Genomic DNA, 19,822 nt, shown 5'->3' on the forward strand with positions numbered 1-19,822 from the left:
CTATTCGCCTTCAAATGAGCAAACAGTATAAACCTTCAAACCTTCCTCCTGCAGCTTCCGCGAGCCGCCGAGATCCGGCAGGTCGATCATTGCCGCCACTTCCACGATGTCAGCTCCGATACGACGGATCAGTCGTGTGGCGGCCAGCATAGTGCCGCCGGTGGCAATCAGGTCATCGACCAGAACAACGTTATCGCCGGGCTTGAAGGCATCCTTGTGCAGTTCCACCGAGGCGGTGCCGTACTCCAGTTCGTAATCTTCCACCAGAGTGTCGAACGGAAGTTTGCCCTTCTTGCGCACCAGCACCAGTGACGCGTTCAGTTCATAGGCCAGAGCCGAACCAATAATAAATCCGCGGGCATCCACGGCGGCGACTGCATCAATCTCCTTGCCGTGGTAACGGTGCACAAAGGCATCAATCAACTTCCGAAAGGCCGTCTTGTCCTGAAGCACAGTGGTGATGTCGCGGAAAGCAACGCCGGGTTTGGGCCAGTCCGGTACCGTGCGGATGGTGTTTTTGATGCTCTCTGAGAAGTAGTCCATAACAGTTCCGGTGATCGCTCAGGATGCGGCTCAGGCCACGTCCAGGAAAATGAATTTCAGGATAAAGACAACGGCGATAATGACCACGCTGGCATTAAGGTCAGGCCAGCGGCCACTCAATGCTTTAAGAATAGCGTAGGTAATAAAACCCAGTGCGATACCGTTTGCGATGGAAAACGTCAGCGGCATCATCAGGGCTGTGACGACCGCCGGTGCAGCCTCGGTAATGTCATCCCAGTCGATCAGTTTCAGGCCACTGGTCATCAGCACCGCGACATAGAGCAGCGCGGGCGCCGTCGCATAGGGCGGGATAATGCTGGCAATGGGGGAGAGCAGCAGGCAGGCAAGGAACAGGGCGGCAACCACCACGGCTGTCAGACCGGTCCGGCCGCCCGCGGAGATCCCCGCTGTGGACTCAATGTAGCTGGTAGTCGTGGAGGTACCCAGTGCCGCGCCCGACATTGTGGCTACTGAATCTGACATCAGCGCCCGGCCCAGACGTGGGAGCTTGCCATCCTTGTCCAGCAGGCCGCCACGCTGGGCAGCGCCGATCAGCGTGCCGGATGTATCGAACAGGTCCACAAACAGGAACGCAAACACCACGCTGATCATGCCGACGTTCAGTGCACCGGCGAGATCCAGCTGCATAAAGGTCGGAGCGAGGCTCGGTGGTGCGGATATAAAGCCTTTGTATTCCACCATCCCCATGGCCATCGCAGCACCGGTAACCGCAATAATCCCGATCATGACTGCGCCGGTGACCTGGCGGAATGACAGGGCGCAGATCAACAGGAAGCCGCCGAAGAACAGGAGACTCTCGGCACCCTTCAGTTCGCCCAGGCCGACCAGAGTGGCGGGATGATCCACAACAATGCCGGCATTCTTGAGGGCGATCAGGGCCAGGAAAAAGCCGATACCTGCGGAGATACCGAACCGCAGTGACATCGGGATACTGTTAATAATCCATTCCCGCACCCTGAAAATACTGAGCAGAAAGAACAGAAAGCCGGACAGGAAGACCGCCCCCAGGGCCACCTGCCAGCTGTAACCCATGCTGCCGACCACGGTGAACGAGAAAAACGCATTCAGCCCCATGCCCGGAGCCAGGGCGATGGGGTAGTTGGCCCACAACCCCATAATAAGCGTGCCGATGACTGCCGCCAGACATGTGGCGACGAACACCGCGCCGAAATCCATACCGGTGGAGGACAGGATGCTGGGGTTGACCACAATGATGTAGGCCATGGTCAGGAAGGTGGTAATGCCGGCCACCACCTCTTTACGAACATCGGTGCCGTGGGCCTTTAACTGGAATAGTCGCTCAAGCATGACGGGGGACTGCCTCACTGAGTTCTGGGTAGGGTTTCGGGATTGAAAAGCGTCGATAAAACGGGATTGTGTGAAAAAACGGCAATCTTACCGACTGAGGGACGTCAGGCCAAGGGATGATCGCTGATTCAATATTACGGATTGCCCCTAGAGAGGATCCCGCTGCAACCTGATATCAAACCGGACAGCCAGCATCCGCACAAGAACGATGAACAACAGGCCGACACTCAGGGCCAGGGTCTCGCTTTCCATGGCCCATTGGCACACAAAATAAAGCCAGCAACCGGCGAACGAGATCGAGGCGTAGATCTGGTCCTTCCGGAATATGAACGGTACCTCATTGCACAGGGTATCCCGCAGGGCGCCACCGAAGGTGCCGGTCATTACGCCGAGCAGGGACGCAATGAACCACGAATGCCCAAGGTCCAGCGCAAGCTGGGCGCCGAGAATGGAGAAAATGCCCAGGCCGATGGCATCGGGAAACACGATTCGTGATTCACGGATCCTTTCCGCCCGGCGCCAGTAACTGAACACAATGGCGATGGCGAGAATGAGAATGGGTTGCTCCTGATGCTTGATCCAGTACAGCGGATGGTTGTCCATCATCAGGTCCCGCAGGGTTCCGCCGCCCAGTGCCGCGATGAAGCCAATAGTAAACACGCCCACGGGATCCATATTTTTGGATCGCGCAACAATCATTCCTGAAATGGCGAACGCAACAACGCCAATCATTTCAAGAAAATAGATGATATCGAACATAACAGACCGTGAAAGACAGGCAACGGCGGCGAACCAGCCGGGTTTGAGTGCGCGAAGGATAGCCTAAAAGAGGCCTGGATTCATCCCCGTAGCGGGCCGGGAAGTGATCTGTAAGCGGGAGAGGAAACGTATTCGTTGCACATCATCTATCCATTCATTGTATGGAGATCCTTTCATGGCCCTGATTCGCCTTGCGTACGCCAGTGAAGCGACCTTTGAAGCCAAACCGGCAGAGCAGGGTGTTGAACCCCATGTTGCCAGGATTCTGATGACGTCCCGCAAGAACAACGCCAGGCACGAAATTGTCGGTGGCCTGTACTACGGTGACGATCATTTCTTCCAGTATCTGGAAGGTGAGGAAGAGGCAGTGCGAAGCACCTTCCAGCGCATTGTTGCGGATGGACGCCATCGTAATGTCAGGACGCTGATAGAGGCACCGCTGACCCAACGCACCTTCACCAGTTGGTCCATGAAGTATGTACCGGCTTCAAGTGACGTGCGCAGGCTACTCAGCAAGCACGGTCTTGAAACGTTCAATCCCGTGCAGTTTTCCAGGGAACAGTGTGAGGAGATGATCGAGCTGATCCGAAGTTCCAGCCACGATCATAAGCTGGTGAACCATAATGGGGCTCACCATGATACGGCGAGCCCGCCAGGATTCTTCTCGAAAGGCATCACATTCGGTTTGATAATTGCTGCTATCGGATTGATTGGTGCGCTTGCCTACGCCGGAACCTTGCTCTGATGAGTCCAGAGTCATAAGCCAGCCTAATGCGTCTGGATAAGATATCTTTATTTGCTTCATGGAGTGACTCTGTTTAGCTTGATGGGAATCAAAAACGGCATGTACGTCTTCCCCATAACAATGGAGTCACTATGAAAGCCATCCTCTGTAAAGAATACGGCCCGGCCGAAAAGCTGGTGATCGAAGATGTTGCGAGTCCTGAGGTCAAAGGCCGCGGTGTAAAGATCCGCGTGAAGGCGGCGGGTCTGAATTTCCCCGATACCCTCATTATTGAAAACAAGTACCAGCTAAAGCCGTCGCTGCCATTCTCTCCCGGCGGTGAAATGGCCGGCGAAGTGATCGAGGTGGGTGATAAAGTTACCCGCTTCAAACCGGGCGACCGGGTGGCTGGCCTGACCGGTTACGGTGCCTTCGCTGAGGAAATCGTGGCGCCGGAACAGAACCTGCTGCCGATCCCCGATGCCATGCCTGACGAAAAAGCCGCAGCCTTTTCCATGGTCTATGGCACCTCTTACTATGCGCTGAAGCAACGCGCCAATCTGCAACCGGGTGAAACCCTGCTGGTGCTGGGTGCCAGCGGCGGCGTGGGCCTGGCCACTGTGGAACTGGGCAAGGCCATGGGCGCTCATGTCATTGCAGCGGCCAGTTCCGCCGAGAAGCTGGCGGTGGCGAAAGCAGCCGGTGCCGATGAGCTGATCAACTACACTGAAGAGCCCTTGAAAGAGGCGGTCAAGAAGCTGACCAAGAGCAAGGGCGTGGATGTCATCTACGATCCGGTCGGCGGTGAATTCACCGAGCAAGCCCTGCGCGCCATGGCCTGGAACGGCCGCCACCTGATCATCGGCTTCGCAGCCGGAGATATCCCCAAGATTCCCGCCAACCTTACACTGCTGAAGGGCTGTTCCGTGGTCGGTGTGTTCTGGGGCAGCTTCACCCAGCGCGAACCAGAGGCCAGCGCCCAGAACATGATGGAGCTGATGAAGCTCTACTCTGAAGGCAAGATCGATCCGAAGATCAGCGAAGTGTTCGAATTCGAGGACTACGCCAAGGCTCTGGGTGCCCTGACCGAACGGCGTGCTACCGGGAAGGTAGTGCTTAAGGTCGGTTCCTGAGTTTTGGTTTAGTCTGGGATCTCAGCCTGCCTGATCTGGTGGTGACGCCGTGTCGGGCAGGCCTTCCCAAAAACCGCTACGAGCACATCCATGTGCGCTTCGTTCCGGCCATCCATGGCCTCCAAGATTTTTGGGAAGGCCTGCCCGACACGGCTTGTCAGCTTCTCGGATATCTCAGGCCTGCGTAACTACGCTTTTGAATTTGACCGGACATAACTGAGCTGTCGGAACGCGCTGGTGGGCGCCCCCTCCCAAAAATTTCGGAGGCCATGGATGGCCGGAGAGAAGCGCACACGGACGTGCTTGTAGCGGTTTTTGGGAGGGGGCGCCCACCAGCGCAGCCCCCCAGAAAAAACAGGCTAGGGCCCAAAGAAGCAGGCCCCTCCAAAGTCAGAAACTAACCTTCCCAGCATCAATCTCAGAAACCAGCTTCTCATCAAGCTTGGTATACCCATCCGTACGAGGCAGCCAGGCATAAACTTCCTCGCCAGGCTTGCCGAGGGAATAGCCGGCTTTCTGGATATCCACCTTGCGGTACTTGAAGGTACCGGTTTTCTCGATGGCGTGGGTCACGCGTACGAACACCGGGATCGCGTAAGCGGGCAGGTTCTCCTTCAGGTAAGCGAACAGCTTGTTGATATCAAACTCGCTGCCGTTGCTCTGGGGAACCAGAGTGACCATGCCGGCTTTGCCGTTGGTTTTGGGGATTTCCACGCCGTAGACAATGGCTTCTTCCACCATGCCCGAGCCGTCAAGGATGTTCTCCACTTCCGTGGTGGACACGTTCTCGCCCTTCCAGCGGAAAGTATCTCCCATGCGGTCGACGAACTGCAGGTGGCCGCAGCCGATTTCCTTGAGCACGTCGCCGGTGTTGAACCAGGCATCGCCTTTCTTGAACGCATCGCGAAGGATGGATTTTTCTGTGGCCTCTTTCTGGGTGTAGCCCTCGAACGACCACTTCTTGGTGATCTCGCCAATCAGCAGTCCTGGCTCACCCTTGCGAACCGCTTGCATATAGCCCTTCTTGTTGCGGATCGGATCCCGCGTGCCTTCGTGGAACTTCACCAGTTTGTACGGGGCAGTGGAGAAGCCCACGGTGTTGTCCATGTTGAAGAAGTTGGAGAAGCCGATGTTGCCTTCACTGGAGGCATACAGTTCTGCCACGGTCTCGATACCGAAGCGGTCTTTGAATTCCTTCCAGATCGACGGGCGCAAACCATTGCCGATCATCTTGGTCAGGCTGTGGTTACGATCTTGCTCGCTGGCGGGCTGGTTCAGCAGGTAGCGGCAGAGTTCACCGACATAGCCGAAGGTGGTGGCGTTGTAACGGCGCACATCATCCCAGAAGGCGCTGGCTGAGAACTTGCGGCGCAGGGCGATGGATGAGCCGCCAGCCAGTACCGACCCCCAGCACACCAGCAGGGCCGTGCCGTGATAGAGCGGCAGTGTGCAGTAAAGGACATCCTCCGGCTCCATGGCCAGGGACATCAGGCCGAAGCCGCCGTAGGCTTTTACGAACTTGCGGTGGCTGCCGGGAGCGGCTTTGGGCAGGCCGGTGGTGCCAGAGGTAAACAGGTAAATCGCCGTGTCACCCATTTTCGGCGGGTTGCTGAGTACCGGATTGGTGCCACCGTGGGCGCTCACTTTCTCGGCCATGTTGACGTAGCCTTCCGGCGCCTCGCCAAACATGTTGAGGGTATTGGTATCGGCCAGGAACAGGAAAGGCGTGCGGTGCCGGGTCAGCAGGTCTGCCTTGACCGCATCGAACGGTTCTACCAGTTCCTCGCCAACTACTACCATGCGCGGTTTGATCAGGTTGACACTGTGTTCCAGCACCTTGCCTTTCTGGGAGGTGTTGAGCATGGCACAGGACACGCCGATCTTGGCAGCACCGGCCACCACAGCCAGAATTTCCGGGCGATTTTCCAGAAAGACGGCGATGGACTCACCCTTGACCAGTCCCTGGGCGAGCAGGAAGTTGGCGATGCGGTTAGCCCAGGCGTTAAATTCGGACCAGGTGAGGCTGCGGTCTTCGTAGGCAATGGCGGGGCGGGACGGGTATTTCTCCGCGTTGCGTTCCACCAGGGTGCCGAGGGTCAGTTCTTTCTTTTCATTTTTGACCGAGTAGTAATAGTAACCCTTGGCAATGGAGGGAAAACGGCGAACGATGCCGGGAATGCTGCGGACGATGTCGCGGGCTGAAACGTTATCTTGACTCATGGTGCTATCCGTAAGGGTGTTGAGTTGTCGTTTTATCTTTTCGGCCCCGGGACACCATCCGCCGTCGGGGCTAATCCAGAAACAGGTCCGGTAGCAGCGGTTTGTCGCCCGCCGCGTACCGGTACTGTTCAAAATCGGTTACGCCATCGCCCCTGAGGACGTCTTCGTCGATCAGGGCCTCACCTGTGAGGCTTGTGCCCGGTCGGTTCAGGATGCTGACTGCGGCATCGGCCATGATCTCGGGCTTGCGGCCCTGGGCCATCATTTGAGGACCACCCACTTCAAACTCGATGGCCGCCGTGGCGATCAGCGTTTTCGGCCACAGACAGTTGACGGCAATGTCGTAACGCTTGAATTCCTCTGCCATTCCCATGCTGAGCATGGTCATGGCGTACTTTGTTGTCGTGTAGGGTCCGTACTGGGCGAACCATTTTGTGTTCAGGTTCAATGGCGGCGACAGGCTCAGGATGTGAGCATTATCCGACGCCTTCAGCCAGGGCAGCGCGGCCTGGCTGCACAGAAACACCGCCCGGGCGTTGACCTGATGCATCAGGTCGTAGCGACTGGCCTTGAGGTTTTCCACCCCGGTCAGCCTGATGGCGCCGGCGTTGTTCACCAGCACATCAATGCCGCCAAAATGTTCAGCGGCCTCATTCACACGTTGGCGTACCAGGGCTTCGTCCCGCACATCCAGGACCAGAGGCAACGCCTGTCCGCCGGCAGCGCGAATTTCCTCCGCCACGCTGTGAATGGTGCCCGGCAATTTCGGGTGTGGCGTGTCGGACTTGGCTCCGATCACCACGTTTGCCCCCTGCCTGGCACAGGCCAGGGCGATGGCCCGGCCGATGCCCCGGCTGCCGCCGGTGATAAAGACTGTTCTGTTGTTCAGGCTGTTCATGCGCTGGCCTCCTGATCTGCGGCCTCTGGGGCCGCGATGTTTACCAGCATCTGGCTACGCTTGACCTGGTCGCCATTGCTGACAAGCACCTCGTCCACCACACCATCGCGATCTGCCTTGACCGGATGCTCCATCTTCATGGCTTCCAGTATAACCAGTGTGTCGCCCTGTTGGACGGTCTGGCCCGATTTTACCAATACATCGATGATGGCGCCGTCCATGGTGGCCTGCACTTTGCCACTACCAGCGCCGTTGGCGCCTGCCGCCGGCTGGTGGGTTACGTCCCGCACAGACCAGGCTTGCCCGAACGCCTGCAAATATAGGGAATCCCCTTCACGGTGATATTGGCAACGTTGACGTACATTGTTGTCGATGATGCATAACAGGCCATCACCAAAGCTTTCCAGAAGCAGCTGATAATGACTGTCGCCATGGCTGACAGACACTGTGTTCCCGGTCTTTCGCACCAGAAGCTCAACAGTATCCCCGCCAGTGTCCAGCTTCATTGGCGTCATGGTCGCTGGAGCATTGCTCCAGGCGCTCTGGCCCAAATTGCCATGGTCGAGTATGCAGGCCGCCAGGGCGAGTTCGCGGATGCCCGGCGTGTAGGGAGCCAGTGACGGATCATCGCGGAAGGCTTGCTGCAGGAACGCGGTGGTGGCTTCTCCTGCACCGAAGGTCTCGTCGGCGATGATGCGGCTGAGGAAATAACGGTTAGTCGTCACGCCAAACACCGTGGTGTCTTCCAGAGCGCGAATCAGCCGTCGGCGTGCTTCGTCCCGATTCTGGCCCCAGGCAATGACTTTGGCGAGCATGGGGTCATAGTGTGGCGTGATGGTGTCGCCGGAACGCACGCCGGTGTCGAAGCGCAGACCTTCGCCCTGTGCGGGTTCAAAGGCGTACAGCGGGCCGGTCTGCGGAGTGAAATCGTGAGCGGGATCCTCGGCGTACAGTCGCACTTCCATGGCGTGGCCGTTGAGCTGAATCTCCTCCTGCTTGAGGGGCAGGGGCTGATTTTCAGCCACGGCCAGCTGCCAGGCCACGAGATCCTGTCCGGTGATCAGTTCGGTGACCGGGTGCTCCACCTGCAGGCGGGTGTTCATTTCCAGGAAGTAGAAGTTGCGATCTTTGTCCACCAGGAATTCGACGGTGCCGGCACCTTCGTAGCTGCAGGCGAGAGCGGCTTTAACGGCCGCTTCACCCATGGCTTGTCGCAGCTCCGGGGTGACGAAAGGTGAGGGGGCTTCTTCCACGACTTTCTGGTGGCGACGCTGCACGGAGCAGTCCCGTTCACCAAGGTAGACGGCGTTGCCGTGGCGGTCGGCGAAGACCTGGATTTCCACGTGGCGGGGCTCGATGACCGCTTTTTCGAGGATCAGTTCGTCGTCGCCGAAGGCCTGTTTGGCTTCGGAGCGGGCGCGTTTGATGTTGTCTGCCAGTTCGGTTTCTTGTTGTACCAGGCGCATGCCCCGGCCACCGCCGCCGGCGGAGGCTTTGATCATCAGTGGGTAGCCGATGTCGCCTGCGGCGCTGATGAGCTCGTCGTCGCTGGCGTTATTGCCTTCGTATCCGGGGACGACGGGTACGCCGGCTTCCTGCATGGCGATTTTTGAGCGGCGCTTGCTGCCCATGAGTTCGATGGCGCTCGCTGGCGGTCCGACGAAGATCAGGCCAGCATCTTTGCAGGCGTTGGCGAAGCCGGCGTTCTCGGAGAGGAAGCCGTAGCCGGGGTGGATGCAGTCGGCGCCGGTTTTTCTGGCTGCATCGAGTATGGCGTCGACATTCAGGTACGACGCGGACACCTGAGCGGGGCCAACGCACACGGCTTCGTCGGCCTCATGCACGTGCAGGGCGCGGGCGTCGGCTTCGGAGTAGATGGCTACGGTCCGGTACCCCAGGGCTTTGGCGGTGCGGATGACCCGGACGGCAATTTCGCCTCGGTTGGCTATCAGTAATTTTTTCAGCATGACTCTGTGACCTACGTTTGCAGCGCGCTGGCGTTGTTTGGTGCTCGTCCGCACCCCTGTCGGGGCAGGCTTCCGGAAAACCGCTACAAGCACATCCCTGTGCGCTTCTCTACGGCCATCCATGGCCTCCGAAATTTTCCGGAAGCCTGCCCCGACAGGGGCGCTCCCTCTAACTTTGTTCGTGCCCGCTGGTTGAACACTATTGTTTTATTGGCTGAATCATTCGGCGTCGCCTGCCCATTTCGGGGGGCGCTTTTTCATAAAGGCCATTGTTCCTTCGGCGCCTTCGTCGCCGCGAATGGCTGCGGCAAACTTTTCTGCGGCACTGTCCAGCAACCCGCTCATGGATTCGTGACCCACCCGGTGCAGTAACGCTTTGGTTTCCGCCGTCGCCTTCGGGGCACAGTGACGAACGCGCTCAAGGGCCTGGCCGAGTAGTTCGTCGATCTGTTCATCCGACGTCGCTACCTGGTGAACAATTCCGAGCGTGCACGCCTCATCCGCACTGATTCTCAGGCCAAGCAGCGCCAATCGACGGGCTTGGGTCAGGCCGATGCGTTCAACAACAAAGGGCGCGATCTGTGCAGGGATAACCCCGAGCGACGTTTCCGGCATGCCAAACTTGGCGGTCGGCCCGGCGATAGCGACGTCTGAGACGCAGGCCAGGCCGAAGCCGCCGCCCATCACCGCGCCTTCGGTGATGGCGATGACAACCTTTGAGGATTCGTTCACCTGCTGGATCATCTGGCCGAAGGCCCGGTTCAGTCGGTAGAACGGATCAGCTTCGCCGTCACCGGCTTCCTGTCCACGGGCTCCGGCCATGTCTTTGATGTCACCGCCGGCGCAGAAGTGGCCGCCGGCGCCGCGGATGACCGCGGCGCGTATGCTGAGGTCGGTTTCGATCTGTGCGAATACCGCCGACAGTTCAGCCACCATCTGCAGGCTCATGGCGTTGCGCACGTCCGGCCGGTTGATGGTGATGTGCAGGGTGGGCCCCTCTATCTCCAGTAGCAGCGTTTCGCAATGCGGTAGCTGGTCCATTGATCGCCTCCCTGTATCAGTCTTTGCGTTTACCCGGCAGGGTTCCCATCATCTTGCAGATGATGCCCAGCATGATTTCATCGGCACCGCCGCCGATGGAGACCAGTCGCACATCACGGAACGCGCGGGACACGGGGTTATCCCACATGTAGCCCATGCCGCCCCAGTATTGCAGGCAGCTATCGGTCACTTCGCGGCCCAGGCGGCCGGCTTTCAGTTTGGCCATGGAGGCCAGACGGGTGACGTCCTTACCTTCCACGTGAAGCTCGCAGGCCTGATAAGTCAGGGCGCGCAGGGCTTCTACCTCGGTTTGCAGTTCTGCCAGACGGAAGTGGATGACCTGGTTGTCGATCAGTGGCTGACCGAAGGTCTTGCGCTCGCGGCAGTAGTCGATGGTCAGGTTGATGCAGTTCTCCAGTGCCTTGATCACGTTGGCGGCACCCCACATGCGTTCTTCCTGGAACTGCAGCATCTGCATCATGAACCCGGTCCCTTCGGCGCCAATGCGGTTACGCTGGGGAACTCGCACGTCGTCAAAAAAGATCTGGGCGGTTTCCGAGGAGCGCATGCCGAGTTTGTTCAGGTGCGTGCTGAAGGAGATACCCGGGGAATTCATCGGCACTACGATCAGAGACTTGTTCTTGTGGGGCTTGTCGTCAGAGGTGTTGGCCAGCAGGCAGATAAAGTCAGCCTTCGGGCTGTTGGTGATCCACATCTTGGAGCCGTTGATGACGTAGTCATCGCCGTCTTTTTTCGCGGTGGTTTTCATGCCTGCGACATCGGAACCGGCGCCCACTTCACTCACGCCGATACAGCCGACCATGTCACCGGCGATGGCCGGTGTAAGGAAATCGCGCTTGAGTTCGTCCGAACCAAAGCGGGAGATCGCGGGGGTACACATATCCGTCTGCACCCCGATGGCCAGCGGCACACCGCCGCAACGCGCCATGCCCAGCTCTTCCGCCGCGACCAGGTTGTAGCTGTAATCCAGCCCCATGCCGCCATACTCTTCCGGCTTCTGGATACCCAGCAGGCCGAGGTTGCCGAGTTTCTTGAAGATGTCGTGAATGGGAAACTCGCCGGCTTCTTCCCACTCGTCGCAGTGTGGGTTGATTTCTTTTTCCACGAAGTCACGGACGGTTTTTCTCAGGGCTTCGTGTTCGGCTGTGAATTTCATTTTGTTGTGCTCCTCGGGTTAGTTCTTGCCTGCTTGTGTTGGTGCAGGTCCTTTAGCTTGGGTGCGAGTGTGTGGAACGCCTTCCAGAAAACCGCTACGAGCACATCCATGTGCGCTTCTCTCCGGCCATCCATGGCCTCCGAAATTTTCTGGAAGGCGTTCCACACACTCGCTTTGACTATAAATGTGGTGCTGTTTGCTGAATTTTTGTTCAGCTCTAGTTCTTTTGTAGGTCGGATTGGTCACAGGCATCACCCGACTTACGTTTGTTTTTCCAGCTATATGCCTTTAGAAAAGCCTTCTCGTTAAAGGCGTTAACTCTGGGCTTGGTCAAACCGTCTGGGAGGGCGTGTCCAAAAATTTCGGAGGCCATGGATGGCCGGAGAGAAGCGCACACGGACGTGCTTGTAGCGGTTTTTGGACACGCACTCCCAGACGGTGCCCCCACCCAAACAAGCAATCCACGAGGCGGGCTCCCCCAAAACTCAAACCACGATCAAAGCCGAGCCACCCCAAACGTATTAGGCCGCAACTGCCGCGCCTCAGCTTCCCGGCACACATCCAGAACGAGAGCCACTACCCGCCGTGTATCCCGCGGGTCGATCAGGCCGTCATCCCACATGCGGGCGGTGCCGAACAGGGCAGTGGAACCGTCTTCCAGTTTCTTGGCCGTGGCCTGTTCCAGGAAATCCAGCGTCTTCGGATCCGGCTCCATGCCGCCCCGGCGCTGCTTGTCCTCCGCCACGATGCGCATTACCTTGCCAGCCTGGGCCGGGCCCATGACCGCTGTGCGGCTGTTGGGCCAGGCGAAGATAAATCTCGGGTCCAGACCGCGACCGCACATCGCATAGTTACCTGCACCATAGGAACCGCCGATCACAATTGCGACCTTTGGTACCCTGCAATTGGCCACGGCCTGGATCATTTTCGAGCCGTGTTTGATGATGCCGTTCTGTTCCGAGTGCGTGCCCACCATGAAACCGGTGGTGTTGTGCAGGAACAGCAACGGTGTGCCAGCCTGGTCGCAAAGCTGGATAAATTGTGCGGCTTTGGCAGAACCCGCCGGGGTGATCGGACCGTTGTTGCCGATGATGCCGACGGAGTGACCTTCGATGCGGATGGTGCCGCAGACCGTCTGATCGTCGAACTCATTCTTGAAGTCCATGAATTTTGAGCCATCGGCAATGCGGGCGAGAATTTCGCGGACGTCGTAGGGTTTTTTCGAGTCCGCCGGGATCACGCCCAGCAGCTCCTCGACAGGATGCAGTGGCTCTTCCCATTGCAGTTCCCGTTTCGGTGGCAGCTGTTCGTTCCAGGGCAGGGCTTCGAGGATATTACGGGCCTGGCGGATGCCATCAGCGTCATCTTCGGCCAGGTATTCAGCGGTGCCGGCCACCTGGGCGTGCATTTCGGCTCCGCCCAGCTCTTCGTCGGTGGCGACTTCACCCGTAGCCGCTTTGAGCAGCGGTGGGCCAGCCAGGAACATTTTGGCCTTGTTGCGCACGGCAATGACGTAATCGGACAGTCCCGGCTGATAGGCGCCACCGGCGGTCGCGTTGCCATGGACAACGGTGACCTGGGGAATGCCGGCGGCGGACATGCGCGCCTGGTTGGCAAAGCCGCGGGCGCCGAGCACGAAAATGTCGGTGGCGTAGTTCAGGTTGGCGCCGCCGCTTTCTGACAGGGACACCACCGGCAGTTTGTTTTCCATGGCGATTTGCTGCAGGCGCAGGGTCTTGTCCAGCCCGGCGGGCGTGATCGTGCCGCCTTTTATGGCGCTGTTGCTGGCGACCACCAGGCAGCGGATGCCGCTGACGGTGCCAATGCCGGCGATGATGCCGCCGCCGGACAGGCTGCCGTCCTTGTCATCGTGCATCTTGTAGCCGGCCAGTGAACACAGTTCCAGAAAGGGAGTGCCACGGTCCAGTAGGCGATTGATGCGGTCCCGGGGCAGCAGTTTGCCCCGTTTGGTGAACTTCTCCCGGGCCGCTTCCGCCAAATCCAGAACTTTCTGTTCCACATCGCGAAACGTTGCAATGTGGGCTTCCATGGCTTCGGCGTTGGTGCGGAAGTCGTCTGATTGGGGGCTGACACTGGATTCGATGACCTGCATTGGTAACTCCTCAACCTTCGCCCAACACTTTGGGGGTAGTGGCCCGGTGGAAGCCGTTGAATGGCTCGTTGTTCTTCGCTTTCGGGAAGGGCCAGACCCGACCACCCTGGGATGCAGCACCGTCGATTCGCAGGCAGTCTCCGCTAACAAAAGCCGCACCGGGGCTCAAAAGGAAGCAGATGGCGGCGCTGACCTCGGCCTCCGTGCCCATGCGTTTCAGGGGTACGTTATCCCCGAGGCTGCGAATCCACTGCTTCATGTGTTCCGGGTAGTTGTCCATGCCGCTGGAGGCTATCCAGCCGGGGGCAACGGCATTGACGCGAACGCCGGACGTCCCCCATTCCACCGCAGCGGTCTGGGTGAAATTCACCATGCCGGCACGGGCGGCGCCTGAGTGGCCCATGCCGGGCATGCCGCCCCACATATCCGCAACGATGTTGACGATGGCGCCGCCGGTTTTGCTCAGTGCCTGTGTGTAGGCCTCGCGGGCCATCAGGAAACCGCCGGTAAGGTTGGTGCGCACCACGGTTTCCCAGCCTTTCTGGTTGATGCCGGTAAGGGGGGAGGGGAATTGGCCGCCCGCGTTGTTGACCACGCCATTGAGTCCACCGTGTTCCTCAACAATAGCGGCTACGGTCGCTTTGACGGACTCTTCCTCGCGAATGTCGCATACGTGGGCGGTAGCGATCCCGCCGTCCTCGGTAATCTCGGCTTTCACTGCCTCAACTTTTTCGGCCTTGCGACCCACCAGAGCGACGCGGGCGCCGAGGGCAGCCAGCTCATGGGCGGTACAGCGGCCGATGCCGGAACCACCGCCGGTGACGATAAAGGTCTGGCCCTTGAACAGGTCAGGGTGAAAGATGGATTGGTAGCTCATCAGTGTTGTCCTTTTTCCAGAACGGCCCGGGTAACGGGCACGGGGAATTCCAGTAATTGCTGGGCGAAGGCTTTACCTTGCGGGTCAATACGCAGGCTGGCGACACCGCCGCCGCCAAGGCTGTGCTCCAGCAGAAAATTGAAGGCATGGAAGCCGGGCAGGGCCCATCGGGTTACCTTGCCGGTTTCGGGATTCAGGGTATGTGCCATCCAGTCGGTCACGGCGGCTTCGGTCAGTGCTGCTTCAATAAAGGGTACGAAGTCCGGATGGCGGGCAATTACCCCAATATTGCTGTGGTCGCCCTTGTCGCCACTGCGGGCCCAGGCCAGATCAATCAGAGGTACCGTCGTGTCGGTGGCCGGTAGCTCCTGGTGTACTGACGGATCAGCCAGTTGAGCCGGGTCGAAGCCACCTTCGGTGCTGACATCCACTGTGTGTTTCTGATCCGCCAGATCAACGGCAACCGACACTTCGGATTTCGGCACCAGACAGGAATACAGGCGGATCTTCGGCCACACGGTCGGGCGACCACCCACGATGCCGGTGATTCCCGGTGCCATGCCGGTGGCGGCCTGGGCGATTTCCCGGGAGAACAGCACCAGCGCTTCCTTCTTTGGATGAGCGGTACTGATCTTTACCACGACTTCACGGCAATCCTGCCGTCGACCATGGGCGCCGTAGGTCGCTTCCGTGCCCAGCAATTCCACGCTGGTTTCTGTGTAATCCGGCAGGCCGCGTTCGCTGAACAGGCGGGAGGTTTTGGTCAGAATTGCATCGGCCACCGTCTGTGCTTTGGCTTTTGCGTCAATGCCGGCCAGCAGGAAGGTCACTGTGCATTTGAAGCCATCCGGCCAGGTGCCGGATACCTTGTAGCTGTCTGTCGGTGGCAACCCACGGGCGCCGCGCACCGTGACCTGGTCCTTTCCGGTCTCGGTCAGTTCCACGCCGGTGAAGTCGCAGGTCACATCCGGTAGCAGGTAAGCGCGCGGATCGCCAATTTCATACACCAGCTGTTCGGCCACGGTGCCACGGCTGACCTTGCCTCCGGTGCCTTCCGGTTTGGTGATCAGAAAGTTGCCATCGGCGCTGACCTCGGCAATAGGGAACCCCATATCGGAGAACCCGTCGGCCACGTCCTGCCAGTCGGTGAAGTTGCCGCCGGTGGACTGGGCGCCGCACTCCAGTAGGTGGCCAGCCAGGCTGCCCTGGGCGAGCTTGTCATAGTCGCTCCAGTGCCAGCCAAACTCGTGAACCAGTGGCGCCAGTACCAGTGCGCTGTCTGCCACACGACCAGTAATGACAATGTCGGCTCCCTGCTCCAGAGCTGCCACCAGACCCGGTGCGCCGAGGTAGGCGTTCAGGCTGACCATCATCGGTGGCATGGGCTGGCCGGTGGTCATTTCAGTGATGCCGGCCTCAGCGAGTTGTTTCTTTTTCGCCATAAGGTCGTCGCCCAGAACGAGGGCAATCTTCATGTCCACGCCTGCCTTGTCGCACAATGCCTGCAGGGCATCCCGGCAAGCGGCCGGGTTGACGCCCCCGGCATTAGCCAGTACCCGAATGCCTTTGTTTTTGATGTCCCCCAACAGTGGGCCCATGACGGTCTGGACGAAATCCCGGGCGTAGCCCTGGGTGGGGTCCTTCATTTTCTGGCCCGCCATGATCGACATCGTGATCTCGGCCAGGTAGTCCGCGACCAGATAATCGATATTGCCTTGTTTGACGAGTTGGGCTGCGGCGGTCTCGGTGTCGCCCCAGAAAGCAGCGGAACAGCCGATGCGAACGGTTTTCGGTGAGTCTGCCATGGTAGTTGCCTTGCTCTTTATGGTCGTCGAGGTTTCGGGTCACCTGACCTGACGGGGTTGTCCAATGATAGAAATGACAATACCAAGCAAGCGCTTGGTTTGTAAACAGGGAAATTGTGGGTAGAATGTCGCCATTGTTTCTGCAGCTGGACTAGCCCGTGACCCAAGACGCCATTCTCCGTTCCCTTATTGCTGATAACCTGGTCTCCGATCCCTCAGGTGCCCGTGGTCGATTGCTACGGGAAGCCGCCCGGCTGTTCCGCGATAAAGGTTATGAGCGCACTACGGTTCGGGATCTGGCGGCAGCCGTTGGCATTCAGTCCGGCAGTCTGTTTCACCACTTCCGCACCAAGGAAGAGATTCTCAAGGCCGTGATGGTGGAGACCATTCGTCTGAATACGGCTCTTATGCAGGCAGCCATGGATAAGGAGAGCACCTGTTATGGAAAACTCCGCGCTCTAATTCGCGCCGAGCTTGAGTTCATCAACGGCCAGACTGGCGAAGCCATGGCGGTGCTGGTGTATGAATGGCGCAGTCTGTCTGAAGCATCCCAGTTGGAAGTGCTGGAGTTGCGGGATATATACGAGCAGCTCTGGCTGGATGTGCTGAGCACGATGAAAAGCGAGGGAAGCCTGAAGGCGGAACCTTTTGTCGTGCGCCGAATGCTGACGGGAGCCCTGAGTTGGACCGTGACCTGGTATCGACCGGATGGTGGTTTGAGCCTCGACGGGCTGACGGATCAGGTGGTGGCCATGATGGGGCTGACGAAATAAAAATGGAAACCATTTGTTGGAGGCGGTCGTCTTTGGTACAAGCGTGCCTAGATTATATGGCCTCCAAATCACTTGTTTTTCATCAAGATAAGTTCGTATTCTTTGTTTCTCTGGGGGCCATTGGCCCGATCGGCATAACCAAATCGGCATTCGAGCCATTTCTGTCCGACAAGATTCACCGCATTCTTTGTATCGTCAAAGGTGCAATAGGTTCGTGGGATGACAGCACCCTCTCGTGCTAAACGGGAAGCAAAACCTGATAACAAGCTGTGGTCGCTTCATCCCGGACATATAAAAACAACGTAGAACACAGGGCGAATTATGATCTCTACACTGGCGAAGTCCCTTGGCAGCATTGTTTCCATGCGCAACAAGCTCCTGACTCTGGCCGCTCTGGCCTTGCTGGCTGGCTGTTCGGCAAATCCGATTTATTCCACCACCGGCATGGTGCTCTCCGCCTACTCGGAGGGAGAAGCGACCCCCTACGTGCTGCAAATGTCCGACCCGGAAATGGCCTGTGCCCTGGGTGAAGGCATTGATCCCTTGCTGTATTCGTTTTCCCGGGTCACCGCAGCGCCGGACAGCACAGGCTCCCTGCTAATGCTGCTGGCGGGTAACTGTGCCGAGTACCGGGCCTGGGAGGCCGAGCTGGAATACCTGCGTGAAGATTACGCCGGCAATGTACCTGCAGCGAAGGACGCACGTGAGCGGGCCAAGCGTTTGAATGCGGAAACCGCCAAGCGTCGTTACATTGCTTTCCAGCGTGCCATGGCCGCCTACGAGTTTGATCCCGGCGCTGAAGAGCTGGAATGCCCGTTCCTGTTTAACGATCAGGACGAGCTGACATTCATGGTTGGGCTTCTGACCGGTCTGCAGGCAATCGTCAACGATGCCAACTCCGGTGCCATGGCGGGTGTGCCCCGGAACATTGCGCCCCAGGCGGAACGCGCCGCAACTTGCCTGGATAACGAAAAGTGGGGTGGAACGCCGAATGCAATTCGCAGCCTGGTCTGGTTGCTGTTGCCGGATACCCGCCCGGCACTGTCGCCGGATCCGTGGGCAGTTCTGGAAGACAGTTCCAGGCTTTCCATCGAATCGGGTTTCCGGATTTCCATGGCACTGGAAGCGGTGGCCGCAGAAACATTTGGTAAGCCGGAAGTCCTTGAAGACCTGATCGCACGTTTCGCAGAGGCGGACAACACCATTGAGGTCAACGACGACTACCGTTTGCTGGACGAAGTCGCCCGTGACGTAATCCAGTTCTCTTCCGATAAACACTGGACGGCCAATTACGGTTACCGGACGCCACGACGCCATTTCGGCAAGATGAGCCCGGAAAGCGAAGAAGAAGTTGAAACCATGAACCTGGATGACCTGCTGTAAGCAGGCATCCAGCCTCGGTCAAAGCAATCCCTTACAAACACAAGAATGACCCGGAGGTCAGTTATGATCCGTAAATCCCTTGCTGCCTTATCACTCGTCGCTGCTGCACCGTTTGCCTCAGCCGAACCAATCAAAATGTGCGTGTTTGATGTCATCGGCGCTAATGGTGACATGTTCAACATGGTCAAGGACTACGCCCTTGAGATGAAAGCTCACGGTGTTGATTTTGACCTGCGCCCCTATACTGACGAGGGCGTCGCGGTGGGCGATTTCAACTCGGGCCAGTGTGACGCAGTTGCAGCGACAGACCTTCGTACACGTCCGTTCAACAAGTTTACCGGCAGTATCAGTGCGGTCGGCGCGCTTCCCACATACGGCGACCTGAAGACGGTGCTGGCAACTCTGGCAACCCCCAAGGCCGCCCCGCTGATGAAGGATAACGGCTATGAAGTGCTGGGCATTGTACCTGTCGGTGCCGGTTACCTGTTTGTAAACGATCGCAGTATCGATACCGCAGGTGAGCTGGCAGGCAAGCGCATGGCGACTCTGGATTACCAGAAGGACGCCATCCACATGGTTAACCATGTGAAGGCCACGGTGGTTCCTTCCGATATCACCAACTTTGCCGGCAAGTTCAATAACGGTTCAGTTGATGCCGCATACGCGCCAGCGTTCGCCTACGAGGCGTTGGAACTCTACAAGGGTATCGGCGATAACGGCGGCATTGTCGACTATCCGCTGGCCCAACTGACCATTCAGGTCATTGCTCGTGATGATGCTTTGAGCGATGAAGCAGCGCAAAAGTCCCGTGAAGTAGCCTGGGGCATGTACGGGCAGGCCATGGACCTGATCCAGGGCCAGGAAGCAGCAATCCCTGAAGAGAAGTGGATCCGTATCCCGGAAAAAGACATCCAGGGTTACCAGGAAATGTTCCGTGAAAACCGTCTCCAGCTTCGTGACGGCAGCCATGGTGCGGACAAGGTTTACCATCCCAAGATGATGAGCCTGCTCAGCAAGATCCGTTGCTCCAGCAACCCGTCTGCGTCTGAATGCACCGCAAGCGATCGCGAATAATAACTT

At 58.4% G+C, this 19,822-nt stretch carries 16 protein-coding genes; 5 read left to right on the forward strand and 11 right to left on the reverse strand.

The window, feature by feature from the left end; all coding sequences use genetic code 11:
* From Q0Y21_RS03590 to Q0Y21_RS03600, 3 genes are all read right to left on the reverse strand, one after another.
* Positions 1–543, reverse strand: a complete 543-nt coding sequence (locus tag Q0Y21_RS03590; protein ID WP_297791625.1) for an adenine phosphoribosyltransferase — start codon at positions 541–543, stop codon at positions 1–3.
* Between the two features lie 30 nt (positions 544–573).
* Positions 574–1,872 carry an NCS2 family permease gene (locus Q0Y21_RS03595; RefSeq protein ID WP_297791627.1) on the reverse strand — a complete coding sequence of 433 codons (1,299 nt, stop codon included), beginning with the start codon at positions 1,870–1,872 and terminating at the stop codon, positions 574–576.
* A gap of 147 nt (positions 1,873–2,019) precedes the next feature.
* Positions 2,020–2,631 carry a trimeric intracellular cation channel family protein gene (locus tag Q0Y21_RS03600; protein WP_297791629.1) on the reverse strand — a complete coding sequence of 204 codons (612 nt, stop codon included), beginning with the start codon at positions 2,629–2,631 and terminating at the stop codon, positions 2,020–2,022.
* 175 nt (positions 2,632–2,806) lie between these two features.
* On the opposite strand from Q0Y21_RS03600, the gene Q0Y21_RS03605 reads away from it, so the two are divergent.
* Together Q0Y21_RS03605 and Q0Y21_RS03610 are read left to right on the forward strand one after the other, a co-directional pair.
* The gene (locus Q0Y21_RS03605; protein WP_297791631.1) at positions 2,807–3,376 is read left to right on the forward strand and encodes a BLUF domain-containing protein; all 570 of its coding nucleotides are present in this window, start codon (positions 2,807–2,809) and stop codon (positions 3,374–3,376) included.
* A gap of 131 nt (positions 3,377–3,507) precedes the next feature.
* Positions 3,508–4,488: an NADPH:quinone oxidoreductase family protein gene (locus Q0Y21_RS03610; protein ID WP_297791633.1), complete on the forward strand. Its 981-nt coding sequence runs from the start codon at positions 3,508–3,510 to the stop codon at positions 4,486–4,488.
* Positions 4,489–4,878: 390 nt separating this feature from the next.
* Here the strand turns inward: Q0Y21_RS03610 and Q0Y21_RS03615 are convergent, their stop codons facing one another.
* From Q0Y21_RS03615 to Q0Y21_RS03650, 8 genes are all read right to left on the reverse strand, one after another.
* Entirely contained in the window at positions 4,879–6,708 is a 1,830-nt protein-coding gene (locus Q0Y21_RS03615; RefSeq protein ID WP_297791635.1) for a long-chain-acyl-CoA synthetase, read from the reverse strand.
* Positions 6,709–6,778: 70 nt separating this feature from the next.
* Positions 6,779–7,606, reverse strand: a complete 828-nt coding sequence (locus Q0Y21_RS03620; RefSeq protein ID WP_297791637.1) for an NAD(P)-dependent oxidoreductase — start codon at positions 7,604–7,606, stop codon at positions 6,779–6,781.
* Positions 7,603–9,573, reverse strand: a complete 1,971-nt coding sequence (locus Q0Y21_RS03625) for an acetyl/propionyl/methylcrotonyl-CoA carboxylase subunit alpha (RefSeq protein ID WP_297791639.1) — start codon at positions 9,571–9,573, stop codon at positions 7,603–7,605. The genes Q0Y21_RS03620 and Q0Y21_RS03625 overlap by 4 nt, the downstream gene beginning before the upstream one ends.
* A gap of 219 nt (positions 9,574–9,792) precedes the next feature.
* Positions 9,793–10,614 carry an enoyl-CoA hydratase-related protein gene (locus Q0Y21_RS03630; protein ID WP_297791641.1) on the reverse strand — a complete coding sequence of 274 codons (822 nt, stop codon included), beginning with the start codon at positions 10,612–10,614 and terminating at the stop codon, positions 9,793–9,795.
* Between the two features lie 16 nt (positions 10,615–10,630).
* Positions 10,631–11,791, reverse strand: a complete 1,161-nt coding sequence (atuD, locus tag Q0Y21_RS03635; protein WP_297791643.1) for a citronellyl-CoA dehydrogenase — start codon at positions 11,789–11,791, stop codon at positions 10,631–10,633.
* A gap of 496 nt (positions 11,792–12,287) precedes the next feature.
* Positions 12,288–13,904 carry an acyl-CoA carboxylase subunit beta gene (locus Q0Y21_RS03640; RefSeq protein ID WP_297791645.1) on the reverse strand — a complete coding sequence of 539 codons (1,617 nt, stop codon included), beginning with the start codon at positions 13,902–13,904 and terminating at the stop codon, positions 12,288–12,290.
* 10 nt (positions 13,905–13,914) lie between these two features.
* Positions 13,915–14,781, reverse strand: coding sequence for an SDR family oxidoreductase (locus Q0Y21_RS03645; protein ID WP_297791647.1), 867 nt, complete (start codon positions 14,779–14,781; stop codon positions 13,915–13,917).
* Entirely contained in the window at positions 14,781–16,586 is a 1,806-nt protein-coding gene (locus Q0Y21_RS03650) for an acyclic terpene utilization AtuA family protein (RefSeq protein WP_297791649.1), read from the reverse strand. Before Q0Y21_RS03650 ends, Q0Y21_RS03645 begins: the two co-directional genes overlap by 1 nt.
* Positions 16,587–16,744: 158 nt before the next feature.
* On the opposite strand from Q0Y21_RS03650, the gene Q0Y21_RS03655 reads away from it, so the two are divergent.
* The 3 genes from Q0Y21_RS03655 (at position 16,745) to Q0Y21_RS03665 (ending at position 19,816) form a co-directional block, all read left to right on the forward strand.
* The gene (locus Q0Y21_RS03655) at positions 16,745–17,359 is read left to right on the forward strand and encodes a TetR/AcrR family transcriptional regulator (RefSeq protein ID WP_297791651.1); all 615 of its coding nucleotides are present in this window, start codon (positions 16,745–16,747) and stop codon (positions 17,357–17,359) included.
* 321 nt (positions 17,360–17,680) lie between these two features.
* Complete coding sequence (locus Q0Y21_RS03660) at positions 17,681–18,742, forward strand: hypothetical protein (RefSeq protein WP_297791653.1); 1,062 nt, start codon at positions 17,681–17,683, stop codon at positions 18,740–18,742.
* 63 nt (positions 18,743–18,805) lie between these two features.
* Entirely contained in the window at positions 18,806–19,816 is a 1,011-nt protein-coding gene (locus Q0Y21_RS03665; protein ID WP_297791655.1) for a putative solute-binding protein, read from the forward strand.
* Positions 19,817–19,822 lie beyond the last annotated feature (6 nt).

It is taken from the genome of uncultured Marinobacter sp. (assembly GCF_947259545.1).
Taxonomy (GTDB): domain Bacteria; phylum Pseudomonadota; class Gammaproteobacteria; order Pseudomonadales; family Oleiphilaceae; genus Marinobacter.